The 21,226-nt window shown below is 38.9% G+C and carries 18 protein-coding genes, 4 tRNA genes and 1 riboswitch; of the genes, 3 read left to right on the forward strand and 19 right to left on the reverse strand.

Translation table 11 applies throughout. From position 1 onward, the window contains the following. Window positions 1–296 precede the first annotated feature (296 nt). Window positions 297–1,220, forward strand: a complete 924-nt coding sequence (locus IHV12_RS06735; RefSeq protein ID WP_197132801.1) for a DMT family transporter — start codon at window positions 297–299, stop codon at window positions 1,218–1,220. Between the two features lie 217 nt (window positions 1,221–1,437). Here IHV12_RS06735 and IHV12_RS06740 read toward each other — a convergent pair whose 3' ends face one another. From IHV12_RS06740 to IHV12_RS06755, 4 genes are all read right to left on the reverse strand, one after another. Beyond that, window positions 1,438–1,917, reverse strand: a complete 480-nt coding sequence (locus IHV12_RS06740; RefSeq protein WP_197190300.1) for an SRPBCC family protein — start codon at window positions 1,915–1,917, stop codon at window positions 1,438–1,440. 138 nt (window positions 1,918–2,055) lie between these two features. Continuing rightward, complete coding sequence (locus tag IHV12_RS06745; protein ID WP_197190301.1) at window positions 2,056–3,402, reverse strand: amino acid permease; 1,347 nt, start codon at window positions 3,400–3,402, stop codon at window positions 2,056–2,058. A gap of 130 nt (window positions 3,403–3,532) precedes the next feature. Beyond that, window positions 3,533–3,611, reverse strand: a riboswitch (glycine riboswitch). 174 nt (window positions 3,612–3,785) lie between these two features. After that, entirely contained in the window at window positions 3,786–5,165 is a 1,380-nt protein-coding gene (locus tag IHV12_RS06750; protein ID WP_197190302.1) for an SIR2 family NAD-dependent protein deacylase, read from the reverse strand. Window positions 5,166–5,259: 94 nt separating this feature from the next. Continuing rightward, entirely contained in the window at window positions 5,260–6,771 is a 1,512-nt protein-coding gene (locus IHV12_RS06755; protein ID WP_197190303.1) for a protein kinase domain-containing protein, read from the reverse strand. A gap of 413 nt (window positions 6,772–7,184) precedes the next feature. Between IHV12_RS06755 and IHV12_RS06760 the strand changes: the two genes are divergently transcribed. Next, window positions 7,185–7,559: a hypothetical protein gene (locus IHV12_RS06760; protein WP_197190304.1), complete on the forward strand. Its 375-nt coding sequence runs from the start codon at window positions 7,185–7,187 to the stop codon at window positions 7,557–7,559. On the opposite strand, the gene rlmH is transcribed toward IHV12_RS06760, so the two are convergent. The 15 genes from rlmH to IHV12_RS06835 all read right to left on the reverse strand — a co-directional run bounded on the left by rlmH (window position 7,531) and on the right by IHV12_RS06835 (window position 20,598). After that, window positions 7,531–8,010 carry a 23S rRNA (pseudouridine(1915)-N(3))-methyltransferase RlmH gene (rlmH, locus tag IHV12_RS06765; protein ID WP_197190387.1) on the reverse strand — a complete coding sequence of 160 codons (480 nt, stop codon included), beginning with the start codon at window positions 8,008–8,010 and terminating at the stop codon, window positions 7,531–7,533. The two genes, IHV12_RS06760 and rlmH, sit on opposite strands and share 29 nt — an antisense overlap. 80 nt (window positions 8,011–8,090) lie before the next feature. Then, complete coding sequence (locus IHV12_RS06770) at window positions 8,091–8,255, reverse strand: CxxH/CxxC protein (protein ID WP_231620646.1); 165 nt, start codon at window positions 8,253–8,255, stop codon at window positions 8,091–8,093. A gap of 380 nt (window positions 8,256–8,635) precedes the next feature. Further along, a complete protein-coding gene (locus IHV12_RS06775; RefSeq protein ID WP_197132790.1) occupies window positions 8,636–9,844 on the reverse strand; it encodes a S1C family serine protease in 1,209 nt (402 codons plus the stop codon). A 156-nt stretch (window positions 9,845–10,000) separates the two neighbouring features. Then, the gene (locus tag IHV12_RS06780) at window positions 10,001–10,798 is read right to left on the reverse strand and encodes an MBL fold metallo-hydrolase (protein WP_197132778.1); all 798 of its coding nucleotides are present in this window, start codon (window positions 10,796–10,798) and stop codon (window positions 10,001–10,003) included. 16 nt (window positions 10,799–10,814) lie between these two features. Beyond that, on the reverse strand, window positions 10,815–11,654 hold the full coding sequence (locus tag IHV12_RS06785; protein ID WP_197190305.1) for a two-component system regulatory protein YycI: 840 nt from the start codon (window positions 11,652–11,654) through the stop codon (window positions 10,815–10,817). After that, window positions 11,651–13,057, reverse strand: coding sequence for a YycH family regulatory protein (locus tag IHV12_RS06790; protein WP_197190306.1), 1,407 nt, complete (start codon window positions 13,055–13,057; stop codon window positions 11,651–11,653). The genes IHV12_RS06785 and IHV12_RS06790 overlap by 4 nt, the downstream gene beginning before the upstream one ends. Next, complete coding sequence (gene walK, locus IHV12_RS06795; protein ID WP_197190389.1) at window positions 13,054–14,889, reverse strand: cell wall metabolism sensor histidine kinase WalK; 1,836 nt, start codon at window positions 14,887–14,889, stop codon at window positions 13,054–13,056. The genes IHV12_RS06790 and walK overlap by 4 nt, the downstream gene beginning before the upstream one ends. 5 nt (window positions 14,890–14,894) lie before the next feature. Then, window positions 14,895–15,599, reverse strand: a complete 705-nt coding sequence (gene yycF / locus IHV12_RS06800) for a response regulator YycF (RefSeq protein ID WP_066244253.1) — start codon at window positions 15,597–15,599, stop codon at window positions 14,895–14,897. Window positions 15,600–16,054: 455 nt separating this feature from the next. After that, window positions 16,055–17,515: a peptidoglycan DD-metalloendopeptidase family protein gene (locus IHV12_RS06805; protein WP_197190307.1), complete on the reverse strand. Its 1,461-nt coding sequence runs from the start codon at window positions 17,513–17,515 to the stop codon at window positions 16,055–16,057. A gap of 202 nt (window positions 17,516–17,717) precedes the next feature. Then, entirely contained in the window at window positions 17,718–18,293 is a 576-nt protein-coding gene (locus IHV12_RS06810) for a glycerol-3-phosphate acyltransferase (RefSeq protein ID WP_197190308.1), read from the reverse strand. 465 nt (window positions 18,294–18,758) lie between these two features. Further along, a tRNA-Phe gene (locus IHV12_RS06815) sits at window positions 18,759–18,834 on the reverse strand. A 7-nt stretch (window positions 18,835–18,841) separates the two neighbouring features. Then, window positions 18,842–18,917, reverse strand: a tRNA-Asp gene (locus IHV12_RS06820). Window positions 18,918–18,956: 39 nt separating this feature from the next. After that, a tRNA-Glu gene (locus IHV12_RS06825) sits at window positions 18,957–19,031 on the reverse strand. A gap of 17 nt (window positions 19,032–19,048) precedes the next feature. Next, window positions 19,049–19,124 (reverse strand) — tRNA-Lys (locus IHV12_RS06830). A 187-nt stretch (window positions 19,125–19,311) separates the two neighbouring features. Then, window positions 19,312–20,598, reverse strand: a complete 1,287-nt coding sequence (locus tag IHV12_RS06835) for an adenylosuccinate synthase (RefSeq protein WP_197132760.1) — start codon at window positions 20,596–20,598, stop codon at window positions 19,312–19,314. Window positions 20,599–20,816: 218 nt separating this feature from the next. Between IHV12_RS06835 and IHV12_RS06840 the strand changes: the two genes are divergently transcribed. Then, window positions 20,817–21,221 (forward strand): UPF0158 family protein, encoded by a 405-nt coding sequence (locus tag IHV12_RS06840; protein WP_197190309.1) that lies wholly within the window; start codon window positions 20,817–20,819, stop codon window positions 21,219–21,221. Window positions 21,222–21,226: the final 5 nt, after the last annotated feature.

Consider the following 21,226-nt stretch of genomic DNA (forward strand, 5'->3'; position numbering starts at 1 on the left):
AAAACTACCTGCTTTTTTAACTCTTTCTTATTAGAGCACAATTCATTAAAAAGATAAACGTGTTATGAGGAAATTAACAGATAGAAACGAAAGGTTGATCGTTCGGTTGTTCATTTATCATCCTTTTTCTATCCCCTTTGCACTTGTATGATTATTAGATATCGGCGCGTTCTGCCGCTTCCTTCCCCTCTTTTCACAAGAACTTTCTTGACCCTAGCTAAGCTTCTCATCCTCATGTTTTTTCGAGGACAAGCATAAGATGGTAGAACAATTGACTGGGAAAGGAAAGCCTATCTATGATTTCATTTCGAAAAATGCTAGGAGCCTCATTGTATGCCACCATGTCCATCAGCCTTTGGGGAATATCCTTTGTCTCGACTAAAGCGGTATTGGACAAGCTTGATCCCTTTACACTTCTGGTCATCCGTTTTGGTATAGGTGCATTATTTTTATTAGTACTTATCCTTGTAAAAAAGGAACATTCCATGAAGCTGCCGATACAATATATCCCTCATTTAATCGTATTAGGGATTCTTGGTGTTTTTCTTCATCAAGTTATTCAGGCAAGCGCGCTTTTATCCATTGATGCATCCTCTGCAGGCTGGCTCATTACGTTATCCCCGATTTTTACCGTCGTTCTTTCCATGGTCTTTCTGCATGAAAAGATGACATTTCCAAAGGCTATTGGAATTATTTTGGCCATTAGTGGTGTATTGCTGGTCACAACAGCAGGTGGAGACAGGTCATTAGGATTCTCGATCAACATCGGGTATCTACTGATGGTTCTCAGTACCTTAAATTGGGCCATTTATTCAGTTTTACTAAAAAGCCTAAAAGTGCCATTGCCTGCATTGGTCCTCACCTTTTACATGAGTACTTTGGGACTTTTGCTTACTCTCCCATTCATCTTTCAGAACAAAAGTTGGGAAAAGCTTACTCTTCTAGATGGAGTAGAATGGGCTCATCTTATCTTCCTTGGAGTCTTTGTATCCGGTATTGCCTACTGGTACTGGGCAAAAGCATTAGAGGTGTTGGAGGCCACTCAAGTATCTGTTTTCTTATACCTTGAACCAGTCTCTACACTGATAGCAGCCGTGCTACTTCTACATGAAAAGGTTATTTATACCAGTATTTTAGGTGGAGCAATCATTATCCTTGGGGTTATTTTCGTAAATGGTCATCTAGTTGGACTGATAAATCGATGGAGTGCGAGGAGGTAGGGAAATCAAAGGGACGGTTCTGCTGCTTCCTAGCTTACAACTGTAAACACTAAAGGATTCACCTTTCCATCTAATTATAAAATAAGAAGCACGAGAACCGTTCCCGCGCCCCTAAACTAAAAAACAAAAAGATACATGCTGATCAATAAAATAACTGAAACAAGCCAGAGATTTAAAAAACTCTGGCTTGTTAATCCGATAAATTACATGTGTCTATTTACATTTTCTCAGTAAAAGCAGCAAGATTTTCTAGCGTGGATCTTAGTCCAGTGTCGTGATCTTCCTTACGAATACCTTCTGGTACGTTTTCACAAACGATTGTAACATTAGTGCCTTCCGAAACATCTTCCAATATCCATTTCTGTATCATCTCACCCGAGAAAGCAGGATCTTCGGAATTGAAGTTAACAGATTGAACAATTCGCTGGTTTGGGACCAGCTCCAAAAATGTTCCTTCCGCCACATCGGTGTTATCCGACGTTTTGCCAAGAATTAACTCATCCAATTCATAAGTAAGAGTCATTTTATAAGCTCCTCCTTCACGGCAATCATAGGTATCAATTTTACCCGACATCCCTTCAGGCGGCAGCCATTGAATTAGTGAATCCGGATTTATAATAGCTAGATAGACGATTTGAGGTGGAACTGGGATCACTTTTGAAGCAGTATCTGTTCTCCGGTTTCTTGACAAATTCACCCTAAAAACCTCCTTGTAATTAACTCTAAAGGAAAATTCGTCGCTTCCTACTTATCACCTGCTTAAAGATGCTACTTATAAAATGTAAGATGTCTCTAAAGATCCAGATCAATGATGCATTCCAAATAACCAATCCTTTTATTTCAGCATAGGTTTTTTAAAAGCATACAAGAAAAATAATAAAATAAACCAAATTGGTGTCAGCAATAACGCCGGACGTGTAGCTTCTGCCACGAGCAGCACGATCAAAATTAACCCAAACAGCGCGAGCACCACATAATTAATGAATGGAGCAAAAGGTGCTTTGAACGTTGACTTCTTGTGCAGGTCAGATCGTGTTTTACGGTATTTAATATGGCTAATCAAGATTACGCTCCACACCCAGATGAAACAGATGGCACTGATGGTCGTTACGATGCCAAAAGCTTGCTCTGGAATAAGCTTGCTGAGGAGCGCTCCAACTGAAACAACTATAGTCGAAACCCATAACGCGTTTCCTGGCACAGCATTTTTCGTTAGTTTCTTAAAAGAACGAGGAGCCTGCTCACTCTTGCTTAACGTAAAAAGAATACGACTCGTTGAGAACAACCCGCTGTTGCAGGCAGATGCCGCTGAAGTCAGTACAACGAAATTGATAATCCCAGCTGCAAGCGGAATCCCTATCAAGCTAAACGTTTTAACAAACGGACTTTCCGTTGCGTTTAACTCTGTCCATGGATTGATGCAGAACAGCACAATCAATGCGCCAACATAGAAAAATAGAATTCGAAGTGGAATTTTATTGATCGCAGACGGGATATTCTTTCTTGGATTAGACGTTTCTGCTGCCGCTACACCGACTAACTCCACTCCCACAAACGCGAACACAACCATTTGGAACGAGAGTAGGAAACCAGTCACACCATTAGGAAACATACCTCCATGTTCCCACAGGTTGCCTAAGGAAACCGTTCCCGCATCCGTCTGGTAACCCATAACGAGTAGAACTACGCCTATCACAATTAACGCTAGAATCGTAATCACCTTGATTAATGCGAACCAAAACTCCAATTCACCGAAAAGCTTTACCGTTAATAGGTTCAGTCCAAGTAAAAGAAGCAAACAAACAATCGCCGGAACCCACTGCGGTATATCAAACCAATATTGAACATAGACACCGACCGCTATCACATCGGCCATCGCAGTCATGATCCAACAGAACCAATACGTCCAACCTGTGATGAAAGCAGCTCGCGGACCAAGATAGTCCTCCGCTATATCGGTAAACGACTCATAACCTGCGTTCGAAAGCAGCAGTTCCCCTAGCGCTCTCATCATGAAAAACAATGCGACCCCAACGATCAAATAAGCAAATATAACAGACGGCCCGGCAAGCTGAATCGCTTTTCCTGAACCTAAAAATAACCCCGTACCAATCGTTCCGCCAATAGCAATCAGCTGCACATGACGGTTAGCTAAATCTCTCTTCAACTCTTGCTGTGACACGTATGAATCCTCCTTCTAAGATGCAAATCAAACAAAAAAGAGACTGGAGGAATCTCCAATCTCTTGTACATTAGAATATGAAAAAAGCATTCACTGCGCTAGATATGACAGGCACAACAAAGTCAAAATTCGATACTCTTCTGTCCGTTTGCCTGAGATTGTGAACCCTTCGGCGCCGCTATTATAGCGGTCTCTCCAGAAGCTGCTCCTGCTGTAGTACGACCTACAGCAATCATAGCTTGCTATCTATAAGTTTTAATAGTTCTAAATATAATTTTCAATACTATTACGGAGTTGGGGTTTTGTCAACTGGTCAATCTTGTGTAAATATCTAAATGAGGTTTTTTCTAGTATTATTTCATTTTCCAATCCTAAATTTAAAATTAGTTTTTACTAAATTCAGGTAATAGGACGCTTACCTTTTTGTAGAGGCGGGGATACTTGTATTTCGAAAAATGATAAAATTGTTCTAACATTACTTGAGGTATTTCTTTTTTCTTATTATGCCAAGTACTAGTTGCTTTAAAGCTTTTCCCATATGGTATAGGACTAATATAATCTCCAACATACTCAAGCACTCTATCCAGCGAATAACAAACAAACTCATATAAAGCTGGGGGCATTTTTTTATACTCATAGTTTATAACTATATCAAGAAGAATTCTTAGATTGTCGTCATATGCCTCGAAAGCTCCGTCTGGTGCGGAATTCGCCCATGTTTTATCTATACAGGCTGACATGAAGTCAATATACGGAGTAACCATGTGCTGTTCAAACCTAGATAGTAATTTTAGTAAACTTAATCTTAATTCTTGGCTCTTTATAAATTTGTCAACATGTTCAGCTTTATTTTCTGTTAATTTACCTATTAATTTATTAATTTTTTCTATTTCAATAAAATGTTCATTTTCTCGTACGATGAAAAAGTCGATTAATTCCTGTAAGAAATCTTCAATTTCATTTATTTCAATAACTATATTTCCACTAATATTTCTATATGGTTCACTTGAAGGTTCACTCTTACGTATAGCCTGTATAATTTCGTGTGGATATTCTTTTGATTCTGGGAATATATTTTTTGACCAGTCAACAGCAGACTGTACATTTACATCGCCTAATTGGTAACCCAAAATTAAAGTTGTAGACTCCTTTATTGTTAAAGCTAATTTAGTTTGTCTATACTCATTTGGTCTAAAAAGAGGGATATAATCATCCTGGGTAATAACTATTGATTCAGGTTCATGACGAACACCATGCAAGTGATATATAGGAATTATATTTTTGGGATGTGTTAAATAATCTTTTGGACTCAGAGTGTTACTTCTACCGGTTAATAATCTTTCTATTACTAAGTCATAGTTCGTAGTAATAATCCATGAAGGATTTATTTTAATTAAATGATCACTAAAAGTGTCCCTTTTTTCTTCACTTGGAAGCCAATTTGTAAAATCACAAATTTCTTTTTTGAAGATATTTTTAGCTTCAAAGTAATTTATTGCTTCTTGCTCTGCAATCTTTTCGCAAATTTTTGTTGCTACCTCTGGGTAGGACATTCCTTTAATATCCTCACTGTTTGGAAGATTAACATTTAGATGCTCACAAACCTTATCAATTAACTCCCCCCAAGAAAGGGCTCTATTATCTATCCCATTATCAACTACTGCTTTAGAGAAACCTGCACCAATAAATAAACCTAAATTACCATAATTATATGCTTTATAAAGCTCATAAAATACATACTCTTTGGTTAAGTGTTCTTCCATAAGAAATTACTCCCCTATACCCTAATTGATGAAATGATTAAGATGACTTGCTTATAAATTCACAAATACATTGTCAAATATTTATGATGTTAAACTATACGGAAAGAATATCTTCAATACTTGGCTCTATGCCACTCTCTATTAATCTTTCAATTAATCTTTGCGATTCAAATCGGTTTACATCGGTAGCAATTGTGTTTAATATCCTTGCAGCAGTTTCTTTAGTTAAGTATGAAAACCCATTAGACTTTAGAATCCGATATGCTAGGTCCGAGAATATATCGTATGAAGAAAATGAGAAGCCGCAATACTCACGAAAGGAATCTTCAATCATCTTCATTATTTCTAAACTGCGTTTATCATTGTTTTCGATGAACTTCATAATTGAATTAATAAATTGAGGAATATTAACTAAATCCTTACATAACTCTATCGCACTTAAACCATAAATATAATTTTCTACATCTTCATCGTAAAAGTCATTTTTAATTTTTTCTTTTACCTCTTGAATTTTTTCATTATTTTCATGGTAAGAGATTGTTTTTTCTACAGCTTCTAAAAGCTCTTTTGCATCTTTAAATCTGTATAATAAATTTTCATTCGTAGCTTTTTCTGTAACATTTCTAAGTATATGATTATAATTTCTAGGGTCGCTTCCTACTATAAAATTTATAAGTCTCCCTAAAGAATAGACATCACTTTTTTTATCCCCCTCTTTCAATTGCATAAATTGTTCAGGGGCACAATAAAATAACTGTCCAAATGAATTTGTATATGCAGTTCTATGTGAATGAAACATATCTAAATCTTTACCTAGTCCAAAATCAGAAATATGTAACCTTCCATTAACTATCAAGATGTTATGTGGGCTAATATCTCTATGTACAATATTCCTTTCATGTACCTTACCCATTACATAAAGTATTTGGCGAATCATAGTCTTTTGGGTATCAAAGTCGTGAGCATAATTTGAAACATAGTCAAACAATGATTGCTCAGCGAATTTCATTGTGTAGGAATAGTCATCTAAATCAAAATCGTAAACTTCAATAATTCCTGGTACATCATTTAAGGATTTTGTTATATTGTACTCTCTTTTAAAGCGGCTCTTAATATCCTGCTTTACAAGAAATTCTTCTTTTAACTTCTTAACTATTAGTCCGTTAGATTTCCTTCTATAAACTGTTGCAAATCCCCCTTCTCCTACGTACACCAAATCTTCATCTTCATTGACAAGCTCGAATCTGTCTTCTTTTTTTATAATAACTAATCCATTTGGCTTTAAAAGATTATTCATATTTTGATGGATCTTTTCACTTAAAACCACTGCATTAACCTCTGAAATTTGCTTTTCAACCATCAAATATCTTTTACTTAGGACTATGCTAAAGAATCTATCAATCTTTTTCTTATTTATTTGGTCTACAAGTTTATCTAGAGTAAAATACCATCTTGAAGGAAAACCTTGGCCATATGAATCTTCATAACCAAAATGGGTATTAAAAAAATCTACCAATTGAGGTCCTGACTTATATTTAAAAAAATCTTCTTCTGTATCTCCATTAAAAAGGTCAGCTATACTTCTTAAAATTTCTTCAGAGATCAACTCAACACCCCCACACTTATAAGTCTAATTAATATTTTTCATTTACTAATTATACAATATTCAACAAAAAACCTTTAATTTTACCAGTATTTTCTTATATTGTGAAATTAGAAATTAAGGAGGTTTTAAAGTGCCCATTACTACGGTTAAAGCTGTTATTGGTTTAGTATTAGGAATTATTAACACCAGTACCACTGTTTATAAAGAATATATAAAAAAATCCTTCTCCAAGTTTAGAAGTACATTGCGATAAAGCACTTTGGAGATATTATCCTGGAAATGATAAAACTCAATGTCAAATGTTAATAGATTTAACTTTAATACCAAGAAACTCTGCGAATGGAAATAAGAAGATAGTATTTATCAATAAAAGATATGGTGAAATTATTGGTTACCTGGGAGACAAGTAAAATTTGGTCACATTTTACAAAATTGAAGATAATATTTACGGAGATAACTTATTTTCAAAGTTTAATCATGATGAATTAAAAGAATTTATTACGGAAAAAAACAAAGATTATCGTAGGGATGTTAGAAATATAAATCTTCCAAAAGATAATGCATATAGCTTTTCTCTTGTAGAAACATTTGATGGGCAGAGATATCCTGATGTTCATGGATGGTGGGTAGAAATATATGACTCTTCAAACATGAAGTTTGTGAAATTGAATTTACCCTATCTAAATAGCATTTTAACAAACCAAAGACCAATTTGGGTCTTTGGTTTACATAAGTACTATTCTTTACAAGAAACCACATTTACTTATGATACGGTTCCCCTCGATTAATCCGAAACGCCCGATAAATCTGCTCAACAAGCACCAACTTCATCAACTGATGCGGATACGTAATCTTCCCAAATGAAATCTTCTCATTCGCCCGCTTCATTACAGCGTCACTTAACCCTAGGGATCCTCCAATGACAAATGCCACTTTGCTTTTCCCATAAGTCGCAAGCTGATCTAAATTCTTAGCCAAATCTTCAGATGAGACAGCCTTTCCTTCAATCGCCATTGCAATCACATGCACATCTTGACCAATTTTTGCTAGAATCCTTTCACCTTCAGCGTTTTTAACCATGATCATCTCTTGATCACTTAAGGTTTCTGGTGCTTTTTCATCAGGAACCTCGATGATTTCTACTTTTGCATAAGGTCCTAGTCGCTTTAAGTATTCATCAATACCTAGTTTTAAGTATTTTTCTTTTAATTTCCCTACGGAAACGATTGAAATATTCACTTGTTGAAAACTTCCTTTCAAATAAGTTATCCCCAGAACTTATCCACATATGCACAATTAGTGCTATATCTTGTAGGCGTTCATATGTTCGATACTTTATATGCACCTTTGTTATCGCAGTATTCACAACCTGTTGATAACTCATCATTCTCTGTTAGTAACTCAACTACTGGTGGTGTTTCAAACTCATCCACAATGATGTCAATCGCAAGCTCAGCATGGTCTTTGCAGCAAATAATAATCAAATCTTTCACTCCTAACTTATCCACAATTCTTCTTATTACACTAACGAATTTACAGCTGTGTGTAAACAATCCGCTAAAATAAAGTTGTCCACATGTTGAATCAACCATTAGATTTTTCTTAAATGGTAGGGGTATTTGTATTTCTTATCTTTTGTCTTTTATTTTCATTCTTCACCGTCAAGTTGATTGAAGTGTAAGGTGGCGAGACTCCTGCGGGACAAGCGGTCAGGTGAGACACTTAATGGCGCATAGCGGCAAGTGGCTCACCGCCTGCCCCGCGGAAAGCGAGCAACCTGAAACGGAAATCAACTCACTCCCAAAAGACACTAGCACCAACAAACAAAAAAACAGGAGACCCTAAAGCCCCCTGTTTCCCGCTTTTATTGAGATTGATTACCACCGCTCAATTCAACTTTCACGGTCTTCTTCTTCCCATCACGATAGAACGTCACATCCACCTCATCACCAATCTTCGCTTTTGTATAAAGGAACTTACGAAGAGCGATTGGGTCTTTGATCTTCTCGCCACCCATCTCGACAATAACGTCCATTTCCTTAATACCCGCACGAGCTGCTGGTGAAGCTGACGTGATCTCCATAACAACGACACCTTCTTGTACGCTGTCTGGAATCTTTAGTGTTTGCTCACGCTGATATGTGTTCACTTGAGAAAGCGGAATGATGTTAACGCCCAAGAACGGTCGGCGTGTTTCCCCATACTTCTCAAGGTCTTCGATGATTGGTTTTGCTACATCAGATGGAATAGCGAATCCGATTCCTTCTACTTCGTTCTGCGCGATTTTAGAAGAGTTGATCCCTATTACCTGACCGGAGATATTAATTAAAGCACCTCCGCTGTTACCAGGGTTGATCGCTGCGTCTGTTTGAATAACTTCAGCTTGCCAATCTGGGTTTCCGTCTTGATCCAGATCAACTGGAATCGAACGGTCCGCACTTGATACGATACCTTGTGTGACTGATCCAGGGAAGTTTCCTAGCGGGTTACCGATTGCGATTGCCGGCTCACCACGTTTTAAGTCACCTGACACTCCAAATTCCGCTACACTGTCCACTTTGCTGCCATCGATTTCAACAACAGCTAAGTCCATGAGAGGATCTGTTCCGCGTAAAGTACCTTTAAGCTTCGTGCCATTGCTTAGCGTGATCTCAATCTGGTTTGCGTCCGCAACAACGTGGTCATTTGTTACCACATACGCTTTGTTGCCTTCTTTTTTATAAATAACACCTGATCCTGTGCCCGCTGGCTGCTGGCTCCAAAAATCAGTCTGCTGAATGTTGATGACTTCCACAACCGCTCCAGATGCTTTATCAACGGCATCTGTTACATTCGTTGTTAAATCGACATCCACTTTTCGCTGTTCCACATTTTCGTCAGTACCTAGACCGTTTTGTTCTTCATTCGGAGGATACAGATTGTCTGGTAAAAGACCAGCTCCTCCTAGTGCAGGTACTGTAAATAAGACAAGCAAACCGCCTAGAATGGCTCCTAGCAATGCTGGTAGAAACTTTCCTCCGCGGTTTCCTTTTTGTCGAGATGGTGATTCATAATCATCATCGTAATAGCCCATATGCTCCTCACCGTTCCTTTCAACAATAAAATGGATGAATTCATAACCTAGTATAAGCAATTAGTCCTGAAATTATGGACATTTTGGGTTATTTTTCATAATTTCCCACACTTATTGTTATTTCCGGAAACGGCTTACTTTAAACAAGTAAGTATTTTAGACTAAAGCTAATTTTGTTGGCTGGCTCGCATCTGTATCGTGAAGAATTACTTGTTCACCCGCTGAAATATCGTACGTTTTTAACGTCTGCTCAACCGCTAAACGAGCAATATCCTTCATGTTATTATCTTTACTCAAGTGAGCAAGGTAGATATGTTTGGTACCGTCACCGATTACATCAGCGAGAGCATGTCCACAATCTTCGTTCGAAATATGACCATGGTCGCCTAGAATACGGCGTTTAATGTTCCACGGATAACGCCCCATCATAAGCATGTTGATGTCATGGTTCGATTCAATCACGAGCGAGTGGCTGTCACGAATGATACCTTTCATACGATCGCTCACATAGCCCGTATCCGTCATGAGTGCAAGCTTTCTTCCGTTGTGATGAAACACGTAGAACATCGGTTCCGCCGCATCATGTGACACACCAAAGGATTCAACTTCTAGATCGTTGAATGTTTTCACACTTTCCATCTCAAACTCAAATTTTTGCTCGGTCGCCACTTCCCCAATCAAACCGTTCATGGCATTCCACGTATTTTTGTTCGCATAAATCGGCAGCTTAAACTTTCGAGCCAGCACACCGAGTCCTTTTATGTGATCGCTATGTTCGTGCGTAACGAGGATTCCATCAATGTCCGCCACCTCACCACATGCTGCTTTTTCAAATAATATCTGAATCTGTTTGGCACTTAAACCCGCATCGACGAGCAAGCGTGTTTGTTCGGTTTCAACGTAAACGGCGTTTCCCGAACTGCCGCTTGCAAGAACGCTAAATTTTAAACTCATAACCGCATGTTCCTCTCTACTCTGCCTTTTCCGTCAAAACTTGAATGGAACTGTCAGTCGCATTAACTAAATACTGTCCGTTCTTGGTTTTTATAAACCACGTAGGTGTATAAACTTGAACTTCTCCTTCACCTACAAGGCTATAGTGGCCAAGCTCTACTTTTTGTATATGATCACCTTTTTGAAGGTTCGTTTCTAATAGTTTCTCAAGCGCCTTACTAGGTGAGATGATCTGTTGAAAAGCACCCTGTCTTGTAATAAATAGATAGGTCTGCGTTAAACTAGTAAGATTTCCTTTGTCATCAAGCTTAAACTTAATCATTCCGTTCGGCACATCGAAATCTTTTCCGTCAGAAACAATGCCAAAATTAGTAGGATTATAAAAGACCTTTTTCTCTTGATAGACTTGCGTAAACCAGACGATATTGCTCTTTTTATCCCATTCATAAAATGCGTATTCTTTACCGCGGGTTATGTTATCTTCTGCAAATTGATTAAGCTCTGAGATCAAATCTTTTGTATCCTTCTTCGGAAGATCCATCGGTTTACTAAGATCATATTGAAGGGTGATGTCAGTGCTCGCTTCCTTATCCAGCGATACATTTTTTTCAGGAGACTTCTTTTCTTCTTCTGAAAACTTGTAACGCTGGGCACTGATTAAAGTTTGTTTTTCTCTATATTTCGGCAGCTTTTCGGATAGTGAGATTTCGTTATTCGCTAACCGCTCTTCTAAAGGCTGATCTGTAAGTCTCGAGATGTTGTTAATGTCATTCTTTTGATAGAGTTGGTAACCCAAGAATAGGTTTAAGACAAGAAAGGTAAGGATAAAAATGCTTTTTGTTCTTTGCCAATTCAATTAAATCCTTCCTTTCCAGTCTGTGAAAATAACGGTTGCCATCCTTTAGCATCATAATTAATAAACCATTGTGGCTCTAATTTATAGACATGTGGTTCTTTTTGCTTTTTCATCGTGAATCCAATTCGTACATCTTGTACATAGTTCTGGTTGTAATCTTTTTCTTCAAGCTCTTTAATAACATCTAGCCCTGATTGGATGTTTACCTTCTGTGAAAGATAAGACTGTTGGTCGAGTTGTAACTGAACGAGTGAGCGCTGATATTCCTTAAGCTCGTTTTCATACCACACTAGGCTCATCTGCATCTCCGGATCCAACACAGGCAAATTCTCAACAAACAGCCAGAAATTTGCGGAATACGTTGATAGACCGGAAAGAATATACGGATTTCCCCACCCTGCGTGCGTATTGATGTAGTCTAAGGATTGATAGAGTGGTGAAATATTTGGTGTTGTATTTGGATTTCGATTTCCTGCAAAGTTAGTAAACGTGAAACGATTTTGCAATTCGTTCACAACCATTGCCGCTGTTCCATCAGCATATGTGATCTGGTTTTTATCAGAAGCACTTTTTACCGCTAACGGATCTTTAAACAGCGCTTTTTTATACATTTCATACGTATCTTCGCCTGTTGCTTTTGAAAAGTACGTATAACGGGTCAAGGACAGAGACTCCTTAGGAAAATAAAATCTTCTTAAGATCTCTGCTTGTCCTTCTTTTCCGTCATCCTCAATATCATATTGGATATAAGGGATTAAGTTTCCTGTATCGACCCACTTATCCATATCTCTTATTAAAGGATTTAGCTGATTATTCGTTGCCCTTATCTTTTGCATCTTTTTATTTTGATAAGAAACTAGATAGCCTTCGATACTATCTGTCATTTTATTTTGATATAAAAAGATTCGGTCTACATTTTGTGGTTTAGTGGCTTGTATCTCGGATTCAAACGAGAAGATTTCTTTATAGATATCCTGACTCATGCCTGCTGGAAAAATAATCTCCACATACTTGTTGTCACGTAAAAACTTTTCATCTGGATCAAAAGCACGATTATTTCTAGAACCTGTATCAAACGTAAATTTCGTTTCGTTCAAGCCCATATGAAATTCTTTCATTAAATTACTTGCTTCAAGTCCGTACAACTCATCCCCACTATGGTAAATCACCTGTGTAGGGTATACAAGTTGCTTAACGCTTGCTTCGATATCAACTTCCTGTTTTTTAACGATTCGAGCTCCTTCTAACGATGGATAGCTTGGCTTGAATGTCCACAAGCTCCATGTAAGAACAAGGCTCATACCGATCAAGACAGTGAGCGCGATAGACTTGATATGTTCGTAATTCTTCTTGAAAAAGGTGATCACTTCTTTTGCATGTGTAATCCACTTTAACCAGTTCATTGCAGCCCCTCCTTAACCTTTTTTAAAGGAAGAGTAAAGTGGATGGTCGTTCCTTGGCCCCACTCACTTTCTGCCCAGATGTCTCCGCCATGCGCAAGTACGATTTCTTTTGCGATCGCGAGACCTAGGCCTGTGCCTCCGATATCTCGAGAACGAGCACGGTCTACCCTAAAGAATCGATCAAAGATCTTAGAAACGTTATTCTTCGGAATTCCAACACCTTGATCTGAAATACTTACCTTCACCTTGCGGCCGATCACGGAAGCGTTAAAGGTGATTGTTCCACCTTCAGGCGAATATTTCATCGCGTTCGAGATGATATTATCAAGCACTTGTGTCATCTTATCGGTATCCAACTGAACGTTGATCTTGTGCTTAGGCAGGGACCTAGAAAGTTCAATGTTTTCCTTTTCAAGCATCTCAAAACGATCGATGATGCCGTTCAAGAATTCGACCAGATCAATTTCAAAAAAGTTAAATCGGTAATCTTTGCTGTCCATTTTCGATAATTGAAGCAAATCAGTTACGAGTCTGATCATACGTTCAGTCTCATTCTGAGTAACCTCTAAAAAACGCGGAGCGATGTTCTCATCTTGCCACGCCCCTTCAGCCAGCGCCTCCAGATAACTTCTCATCGTCGTCAGCGGTGTTCTTAATTCGTGCGAAACGTTGAACACAAACTCACGTCGCTCGTTATCGATCTGTTCCTGCTCAGTAACATCATGAAGAACACAAATAAGACCATTGATTGGCCCGTCATCTTTTTGTATCGTGGAGAAGTTTGCTCGCACCACATAATGCAAATCGTTCGTACTAAAATCAAGCAGCATAGATTCGTATTCGTTATAAAGTTCTTCCCACGTGTATTCCGTATTTAAGCGCAATAGCTCCATAAGAGGCGTTCCTAGCGCGTTCTGTCTAGAGATGTTCAGCATCTCTTCAGACCGGTCGTTCATCAGGATAATTGCTCCGTCACGATCTGTCGCAATCACACCATCTGTCATATACGTAAGAACGGAACGCAGCTTTCTTCGTTCGCTCTCTGTGATAGCTGTTGCCTCTTGCAGCTTTGTTGTTAGATTGTTAAAGGTCATAGCAAGCTGACCGATTTCATCGTCTCCATACAGCTGAACTTTTCGAGAAAAGTCCCCTCTTGCCATAACAAGGGCTTGCTTTCTCATATCAGCCATAGGCCTTGTGATCGTACGTGCCAAAAAGACCCCTAGCAGTCCGGTTATAATAAGTGCGATTACGGTTCCGGTCACTAGAATGCTATTGATTCGAGAAATCTGTTTAAAAATACCTTCAATAGAAGCTACTAAATAGATGGCGCCAATGTTCTCTCCTGTAGCATCAATCTTGATCGGTTTGGCGAGTACCATCACCCGCTCACCTTCATGAAGCATGATTTCATCATCAACCGTTCCTTCAAGAGCAAGCTTAATCTTAGGATTGAAGCTAATCTGCCCCACCAACTGCGGTTTATTGCTCGCAAGCACCATACCGTCTTCATTAAGTACCTGGATCTCTTTCTCTTCGAACTCCTCGTCAATTAGTGCTTGAATGTCTTTTCTAAGCAATAACGCTGGTTCACCATCTATATCATTTTCAGACTTGTATCTACCCTTATCTTTATCCTTCATCTTTTGCTCAACGTTAAACTCTAATAAATTCACTCTATCGTAGAGTGATTTAGAAAAGCTCTGCCGAAGATCAGATTCTAAGTTGTTAATAAAATAAACACTGATCACTTGCATGGCTATTAAAATGAGCAAAACATAAATCAATACAAACTTAACGTGTATTGATTTAAAAAAATTGACTTTATCCATCATGACTACTCCTGATCAGGATTTCTTAAGTAATACCCCACTCCGCGTCTTGTGATGATCCATAATGGGTGACTTGGATTATCTTCTACTTTCTCGCGCAGACGACGAACCGTTACATCGACTGTTCTTACATCACCAAAATAATCATATCCCCATACCGTTTGAAGCAAGTGTTCACGCGTCATCACTTGTCCGATATGTTTTGCTAAATAATGCAGCAGTTCAAATTCACGATGTGTTAACTCAATCGTCTCGCCACGTTTGGTCACGATATACGCATCAGGATGAATCGTAAGAGAACCGATCGTAATCTCATTGTTTTCATCTACTTCACGCTCAGATTCCTGCTGATGACGGCGCAGGTTAGCCTTAACACGTGCGATTAATTCACGTGTGCTGAACGGCTTCGTTACGTAATCATCGGCCCCAAGCTCTAAGCCTAATACTTTATCAATTTCAGAGTCTTTTGCTGTAAGCATGATGATTGGCATATCATACTTTTTACGAATCTCACGGCAAACTTCCATGCCGTCTTTTAGCGGAAGCATGATATCTAGTAAAATCATATCCGGCTTCTCTTTCTCTACCTTTTCTAACGCATTGATGCCATCATACGCACAGCTTACAGTAAAGCCTTCTTTTTCAAGATTAAACTGCAGAATATCTGCAATGGGCTTTTCATCATCCACAACGAGAATTTTCTTATCCATGGGAACGCTCCTTCTTTCAGAAACTCTATTTTATATATAGCAGAATATTTTGTAGTATCGATTATATGGTATCTCTACTATTTTATCACAGTTGAAACTTTCTCCATACTACTAGCAAAACCTTCTAATTTTAGACAAAGAAAAGTTGGTATCACATAAGATCACCGTCGAAAGTTCGCTGTGTGAAATAAATCCTGAAAGTAATTCAATTCGTTTTGAGCATGAAAAACCTCCCAGGAAGCTGTTAATCCTAAGAGGTTTTTGACATTTTGTTTATTACTTTTCATCAATGAATAGTTGATTGGAGTGGAAGGTGCGAGACTCCTGCGGGACAAGCGGTCAGGTGAGACACTTAAAGGCGCATAGCGGCAAGTGGCTCACCGCCTGCCCCGCGGAAAGCGAGCAACCTGAAACGGAAATCAACCTACTTTCATATTACTTTAATCATTACTTCTTTAATTTTCACTTACAAAATCAGCTGGATCTTTAAGAACACCATTCTCATACACTTCAAAATGCAGATGCACTCCAGTCGATTGACCCGTTGAACCCATCACACCGATCTTAGACCCCTTCTGCACCACATCACCTGATGAAACAGAAATAGAATCAAGATGCGCATAAATGGTTCTCATACCATTGTTGTGATCAATAATGATCTTGTTTCCATAATCTCCATCCCACCCAGCAGAAACAACTTTACCGTTGTCTGCAGCTAAGATCGAACGTTCTGAAGGTCGAGCAATATCCATTCCTTTATGCTCTTTACCCCAGCGCGTGCCTTTATGGCTAGAAATATATCCACCTACAGCCGGCCATGAAAGAGTGCCTGTCCCTTTAGAAGGAATCACTTTCGTACCAATCTTTTGAATCTCCGTAACTGGTGCCTTCACTTGCTTCTTCTCTAAAATCTCTTTTTGAAGCACTTTGCTGTCGGCTTTTCTTGTTGTATACGTAATATCTTCTAATCCAACTTGTCCTTTTTGAACGGTTTTGATCTGTCCTTTTTCCAACGTACTGTCTTCTTGTTTCTCAACCTGGAAAGGAAGTTCATTCTGAACACGTGTAGCTTCGTACACAAGGACCTCGGTATAAGGCTCTTTTTCAGTAACGGTTACTGCCTGTCCTGTACGAACAACTGGTACTAACATAAGCCTTGGGTTTAACGTGAATAACTGATCCATCGTTAAGTGATATTTTTCTAGGATAGATTGAACTGTTTCTCCTTTTTGAACCACATGCTCTTTTTTGTGCAGACTGCCTTCTTTCAAAGAAGAAATGGCATCATCTACCGTAACGAGCTTACTGATAGATGTTTGCGCTTTTTGAATAAGAACTGGCGCTGAAAAGTCGATATCAACCACTTTACGTTCTCCCGGTTTTAAGTCCGGTACTTCAAGCTTTTCGTTCTCAGCTTTCTTTTTTTCGATGTCATCTAGCTCGGCTTTTGAAACATGTTCGAGCTTTAGCTTCAGCAACGTATCTTTTGCTTCTTTTTTGCTAGAAACATACGCAACAGTTTGTCCGCCAACGACTAAACGATAAGCCTCCACTTCAACCGTTAGCTGCTTCTTCAAGTTCTCTCTTACTTCTTCGTTATCAAACTCTGGTCTGAACATCTTTTCAGGCTTAAGCTCGATAGACTCTCTCACCGCAAAAGCAAAGTTATTCTTTCTACCTTTTGCCTGTTGGAGAATTTGGTCGACTGTCTCATCGACAACACTTTCTTCACGAACCGTTCCAACCTTCTTTCCATCTACATAAACGTGATAAACCGTCTTGATCAACTGGTTATCGTCGCTACTCGCAGATGTGTTCGATGGATTCATCGTGAATGCTGACACTATTAAAATCACTGCAACGAACGGCAGTGCGATATATTTAATAAATCTTTCAGTGGTTTTTCGACTGTTCACTTTTTCTATTTCCCCCTAAAGATTCTCTCTATGATCTCTAAAATATGCCTAAAGACCTACTACTCTTTATGCCTTTAGCACCTCTAGTATCCTATCATAAGGAATTTCGCTTTGTCAGAATTTCAGGGATTTTGTAATGCAACTGTAAATAAACGACATAAAAAAGAGTATAAATTCACCGATTTATACCCTTATTTAACACCTATTCCGTTAATTTGATGCGCTCTTTTATATCTTCTTTTTGAACATACACAACAAGGAAGCTGATTGGAATCAGGAGTAACGTCTCTAGCCACTGCTTTTCAAACAGCCAGTAGAAGAAAGGAGTGAGCGCAAAAGCAAAAAGTCCCGCTACAGTTAGACTTCTTTTAATTCCATAAAAGAGCAGAAATGCAGCTGCTACAAGAACAGCAGATATGGGGTGAAAAATAATCATCCCTCCGATAAAAGAAGCGACTCCTTTCCCTCCATGAAAACGAAGAAAGATGGGATAGAGATGTCCGAGAATCACCGCTAGAAAACCAAGAAGCTGTATATATGGGGGATATTGAAATTGTATGCCTGCCCAAACGACCGCAGCCGCTTTTAAGATGTCGCCAGCTAACGTGAGTACGAATCCTGATGGCCCTAATACTCTTCCAGCATTCCGTGCTCCTATATTTCCGCTGCCTAACAATCGTAAATCAACGCCTTTTATAAGCTTTGCTACAAGAAACCCTGTCATGATGCAACCAACAAGGTAACTCGCGATCAAATACAGCGCCCATTCAAATTCCATCTGTATGATCACTACCTTCCTCATCCCAATTGATACACTATATTCGAACGATTGAGTACTTATCCCTCTTTATCAGCATTAAAAGTATATGGTTGGTGTGAAAATGATATAAATCTTAGTGTGGATAAGCTGATTTGTGCTGTGCATGTCTCTGTGCATGCTTTTTTGGAGGTGTATCGGTGTTGTTTCTGCTGCCGGAAGGGGTTAGTGTTGATACCCCACGTGGTACTTGAGCTGTTAATTAAGTCTAATCTTGATGCAATTGAGTCGAAATAAAAAAATTAAGTCGAAATCGATAGCAATTAAGTCTAAGAAAAAAAATAAAGGCCATTCGATCATTCTCGACAAAGACGTCCTTGCTACATACCCTCCACTAAGGGCGATCGACCATACGCAAACAAAAATAAAAAAAAGCATGCTCCCTTTTCAAGGAACATGCAACATGTTTTAGGATTTAAAGTAAAATGGTGGCTCGAGACGGAATCGAACCGCCGACACGAGGATTTTCAGTCCTCTGCTCTACCATCTGAGCTATCGAGCCATAAAAGTGGCGGACCCGACCGGGGTCGAACCGGCGATCTCCTGCGTGACAGGCAGGCATGTTAACCACTACACCACGAGTCCACTTTTAAATGCTTTTATTTACTTTACTTAAAGAAATAATGGTGACCCGTACGGGATTCGAACCCGTGTTACCGCCGTGAAAGGGCGGTGTCTTAACCGCTTGACCAACGGGCCACTTTTTTAAAAAAAAGTGGTGAGCCATGAAGGATTCGAACCTTCGACCCTCTGATTAAAAGTCAGATGCTCTACCAACTGAGCTAATGGCTCGTGCTTTGTTTTAAAACGTTTGTCGTTTTTTCACGACAAGTGTTACTTTATCACGATATTTAAGCTTTGGCAATATGTTTTCTGTATATTTTTCAAAAAAACTTTGGAATCCTTAAAAATACTCACAAAAGCATTTCTAATTCATCAAAAATAAAGCCCCTCGTTTCACCAAGGGGCTACTAATTTTTTAAGCGAATACGCCTCGTACCATGTTTGTTTGGTTACGGTCTGGTCCAACTGAGAAGATAGAAAGTGGAATACCAGTTACTTGCGAGATACGCTCTACATAATGACGCGCGTTCTCTGGAAGCTCTCCAAGATCTTTCACACCTGTAATATCTTCTGTCCAGCCTGGCATTTCTTCGAATACAGGCTCACATTGAGCAAGCTCTTTAAGGCTCGCTGGGAATTCATACGTTAGTTCACCTTTGTATTTGTACGCTACACAGATTTTCAACGTTTCAATACCTGTTAGAACGTCGATTGAGTTCAAAGAAAGATCCGTGATCCCTGAAACACGGCGAGCATGACGAACAACTACTGCGTCAAACCAACCTACACGACGCGGACGTCCTGTCGTTGTACCGTACTCACGGCCAACTTCACGAATTTGGTTACCGATCTCATCATGAAGCTCAGTCGGGAAAGGACCATCACCAACACGTGTTGTATACGCTTTTGAAACACCAACAACATGGTTGATCTTAGAAGGACCAACACCAGAACCGATTGTTACTCCCCCTGCGATAGGGTTTGAAGACGTAACGAATGGATATGTTCCTTGGTCGATATCAAGCATAACACCTTGTGCGCCTTCAAATAGAACACGACGTCCATCGTCCAATGCATCGTTTAGAACAACTGATGTATCGACTACATATTTTTTAATTTGTTGACCGTATTCATAATACTCATCTAAGATCTGCTCTTTCGTAAAGCCTTCTGATTCATAGATGCGTTCGAATAAACGATTCTTTTCCGCTAAGTTGCGCTCTAACTTCTCTTCAAATTCTTCACGATCTAAAAGGTCAGCGATACGGATTCCGATACGAGCTGCTTTATCCATGTATGCAGGACCGATTCCTTTTTTCGTTGTGCCGATTTTGTTAGCACCCTTGCTCTCTTCCTCTAAGATATCTTGACGAAGGTGATAAGGAAGAATCACGTGCGCGCGATTAGAAATACGAAGGTTGTCCGTACTTACTCCGTGGCCGTGTAGATAAGCAAGCTCTTCAAGAACTGCTTTCGGATCGACAACCATTCCGTTTCCGATCACGCAGATTTTATCTTTATAAAAGATTCCAGATGGAATAAGGTGAAGTTTATACTTCTTACCTTCAAATACGATTGTATGACCAGCGTTGTTACCGCCTTGGTATCTAGCTACTACTTCTGCTTTTTCTGAGAGATAATCGGTAATCTTACCTTTTCCTTCATCTCCCCATTGTGTTCCTACTACTACTACTGATGACATGGTTGCACCTCCATGAAATTAACGATTGACGAATTTATCATCTAATCTTGAAAACCAAGCTTAGTTTAGCAATATATCTGATAGAAGTCAATCAAAAACACGAACATTAAAAGATAAATTAATATTTTCGTTCGTAATAATTTTACATTTCTATAGCCAGAAGATCGAAAACCTTATCGTATCCTGTAGTATTCACCTTTTTTAGGAGGTACGATTACTTGCTTATCGAAAAATTAATGGTGGCTTATATGGATATAAAAGCAAACCACATCTATTATTTAGACAAAAATGAACAAACGATACTGCTTGATGCGATCGAAACCGGTGGCCATCCCAACCTAGAATTTTTAGATGCCGAAGAACCAGACCGATTTATTGAGATTCCAAAGGTGATGAACGTTGAATCCTTCAGCTGGATGGTTGAATTTGAGAGCTTTCATCAAAACAGCGAACTGCTTCACGCTTTAAATGAGGATGAGCCTTTCAAACGTTTTACCGATAAAGTGATTGAGCTCGGTTTACATGAGAAATGGCAGACGTTTCAAAAAGATAAAGTGAAAAACAGAATAGAAATGTGGTTAATAGAAAATAAAGTAATAGAAATGCAAAAGCAGCCGGAATAAATCCC

The organism is Fictibacillus sp. 7GRE50, from assembly GCF_015903875.1.
In the GTDB taxonomy this organism is placed as follows: Bacteria; Bacillota; Bacilli; order Bacillales; family Fictibacillaceae; genus Fictibacillus; species Fictibacillus phosphorivorans.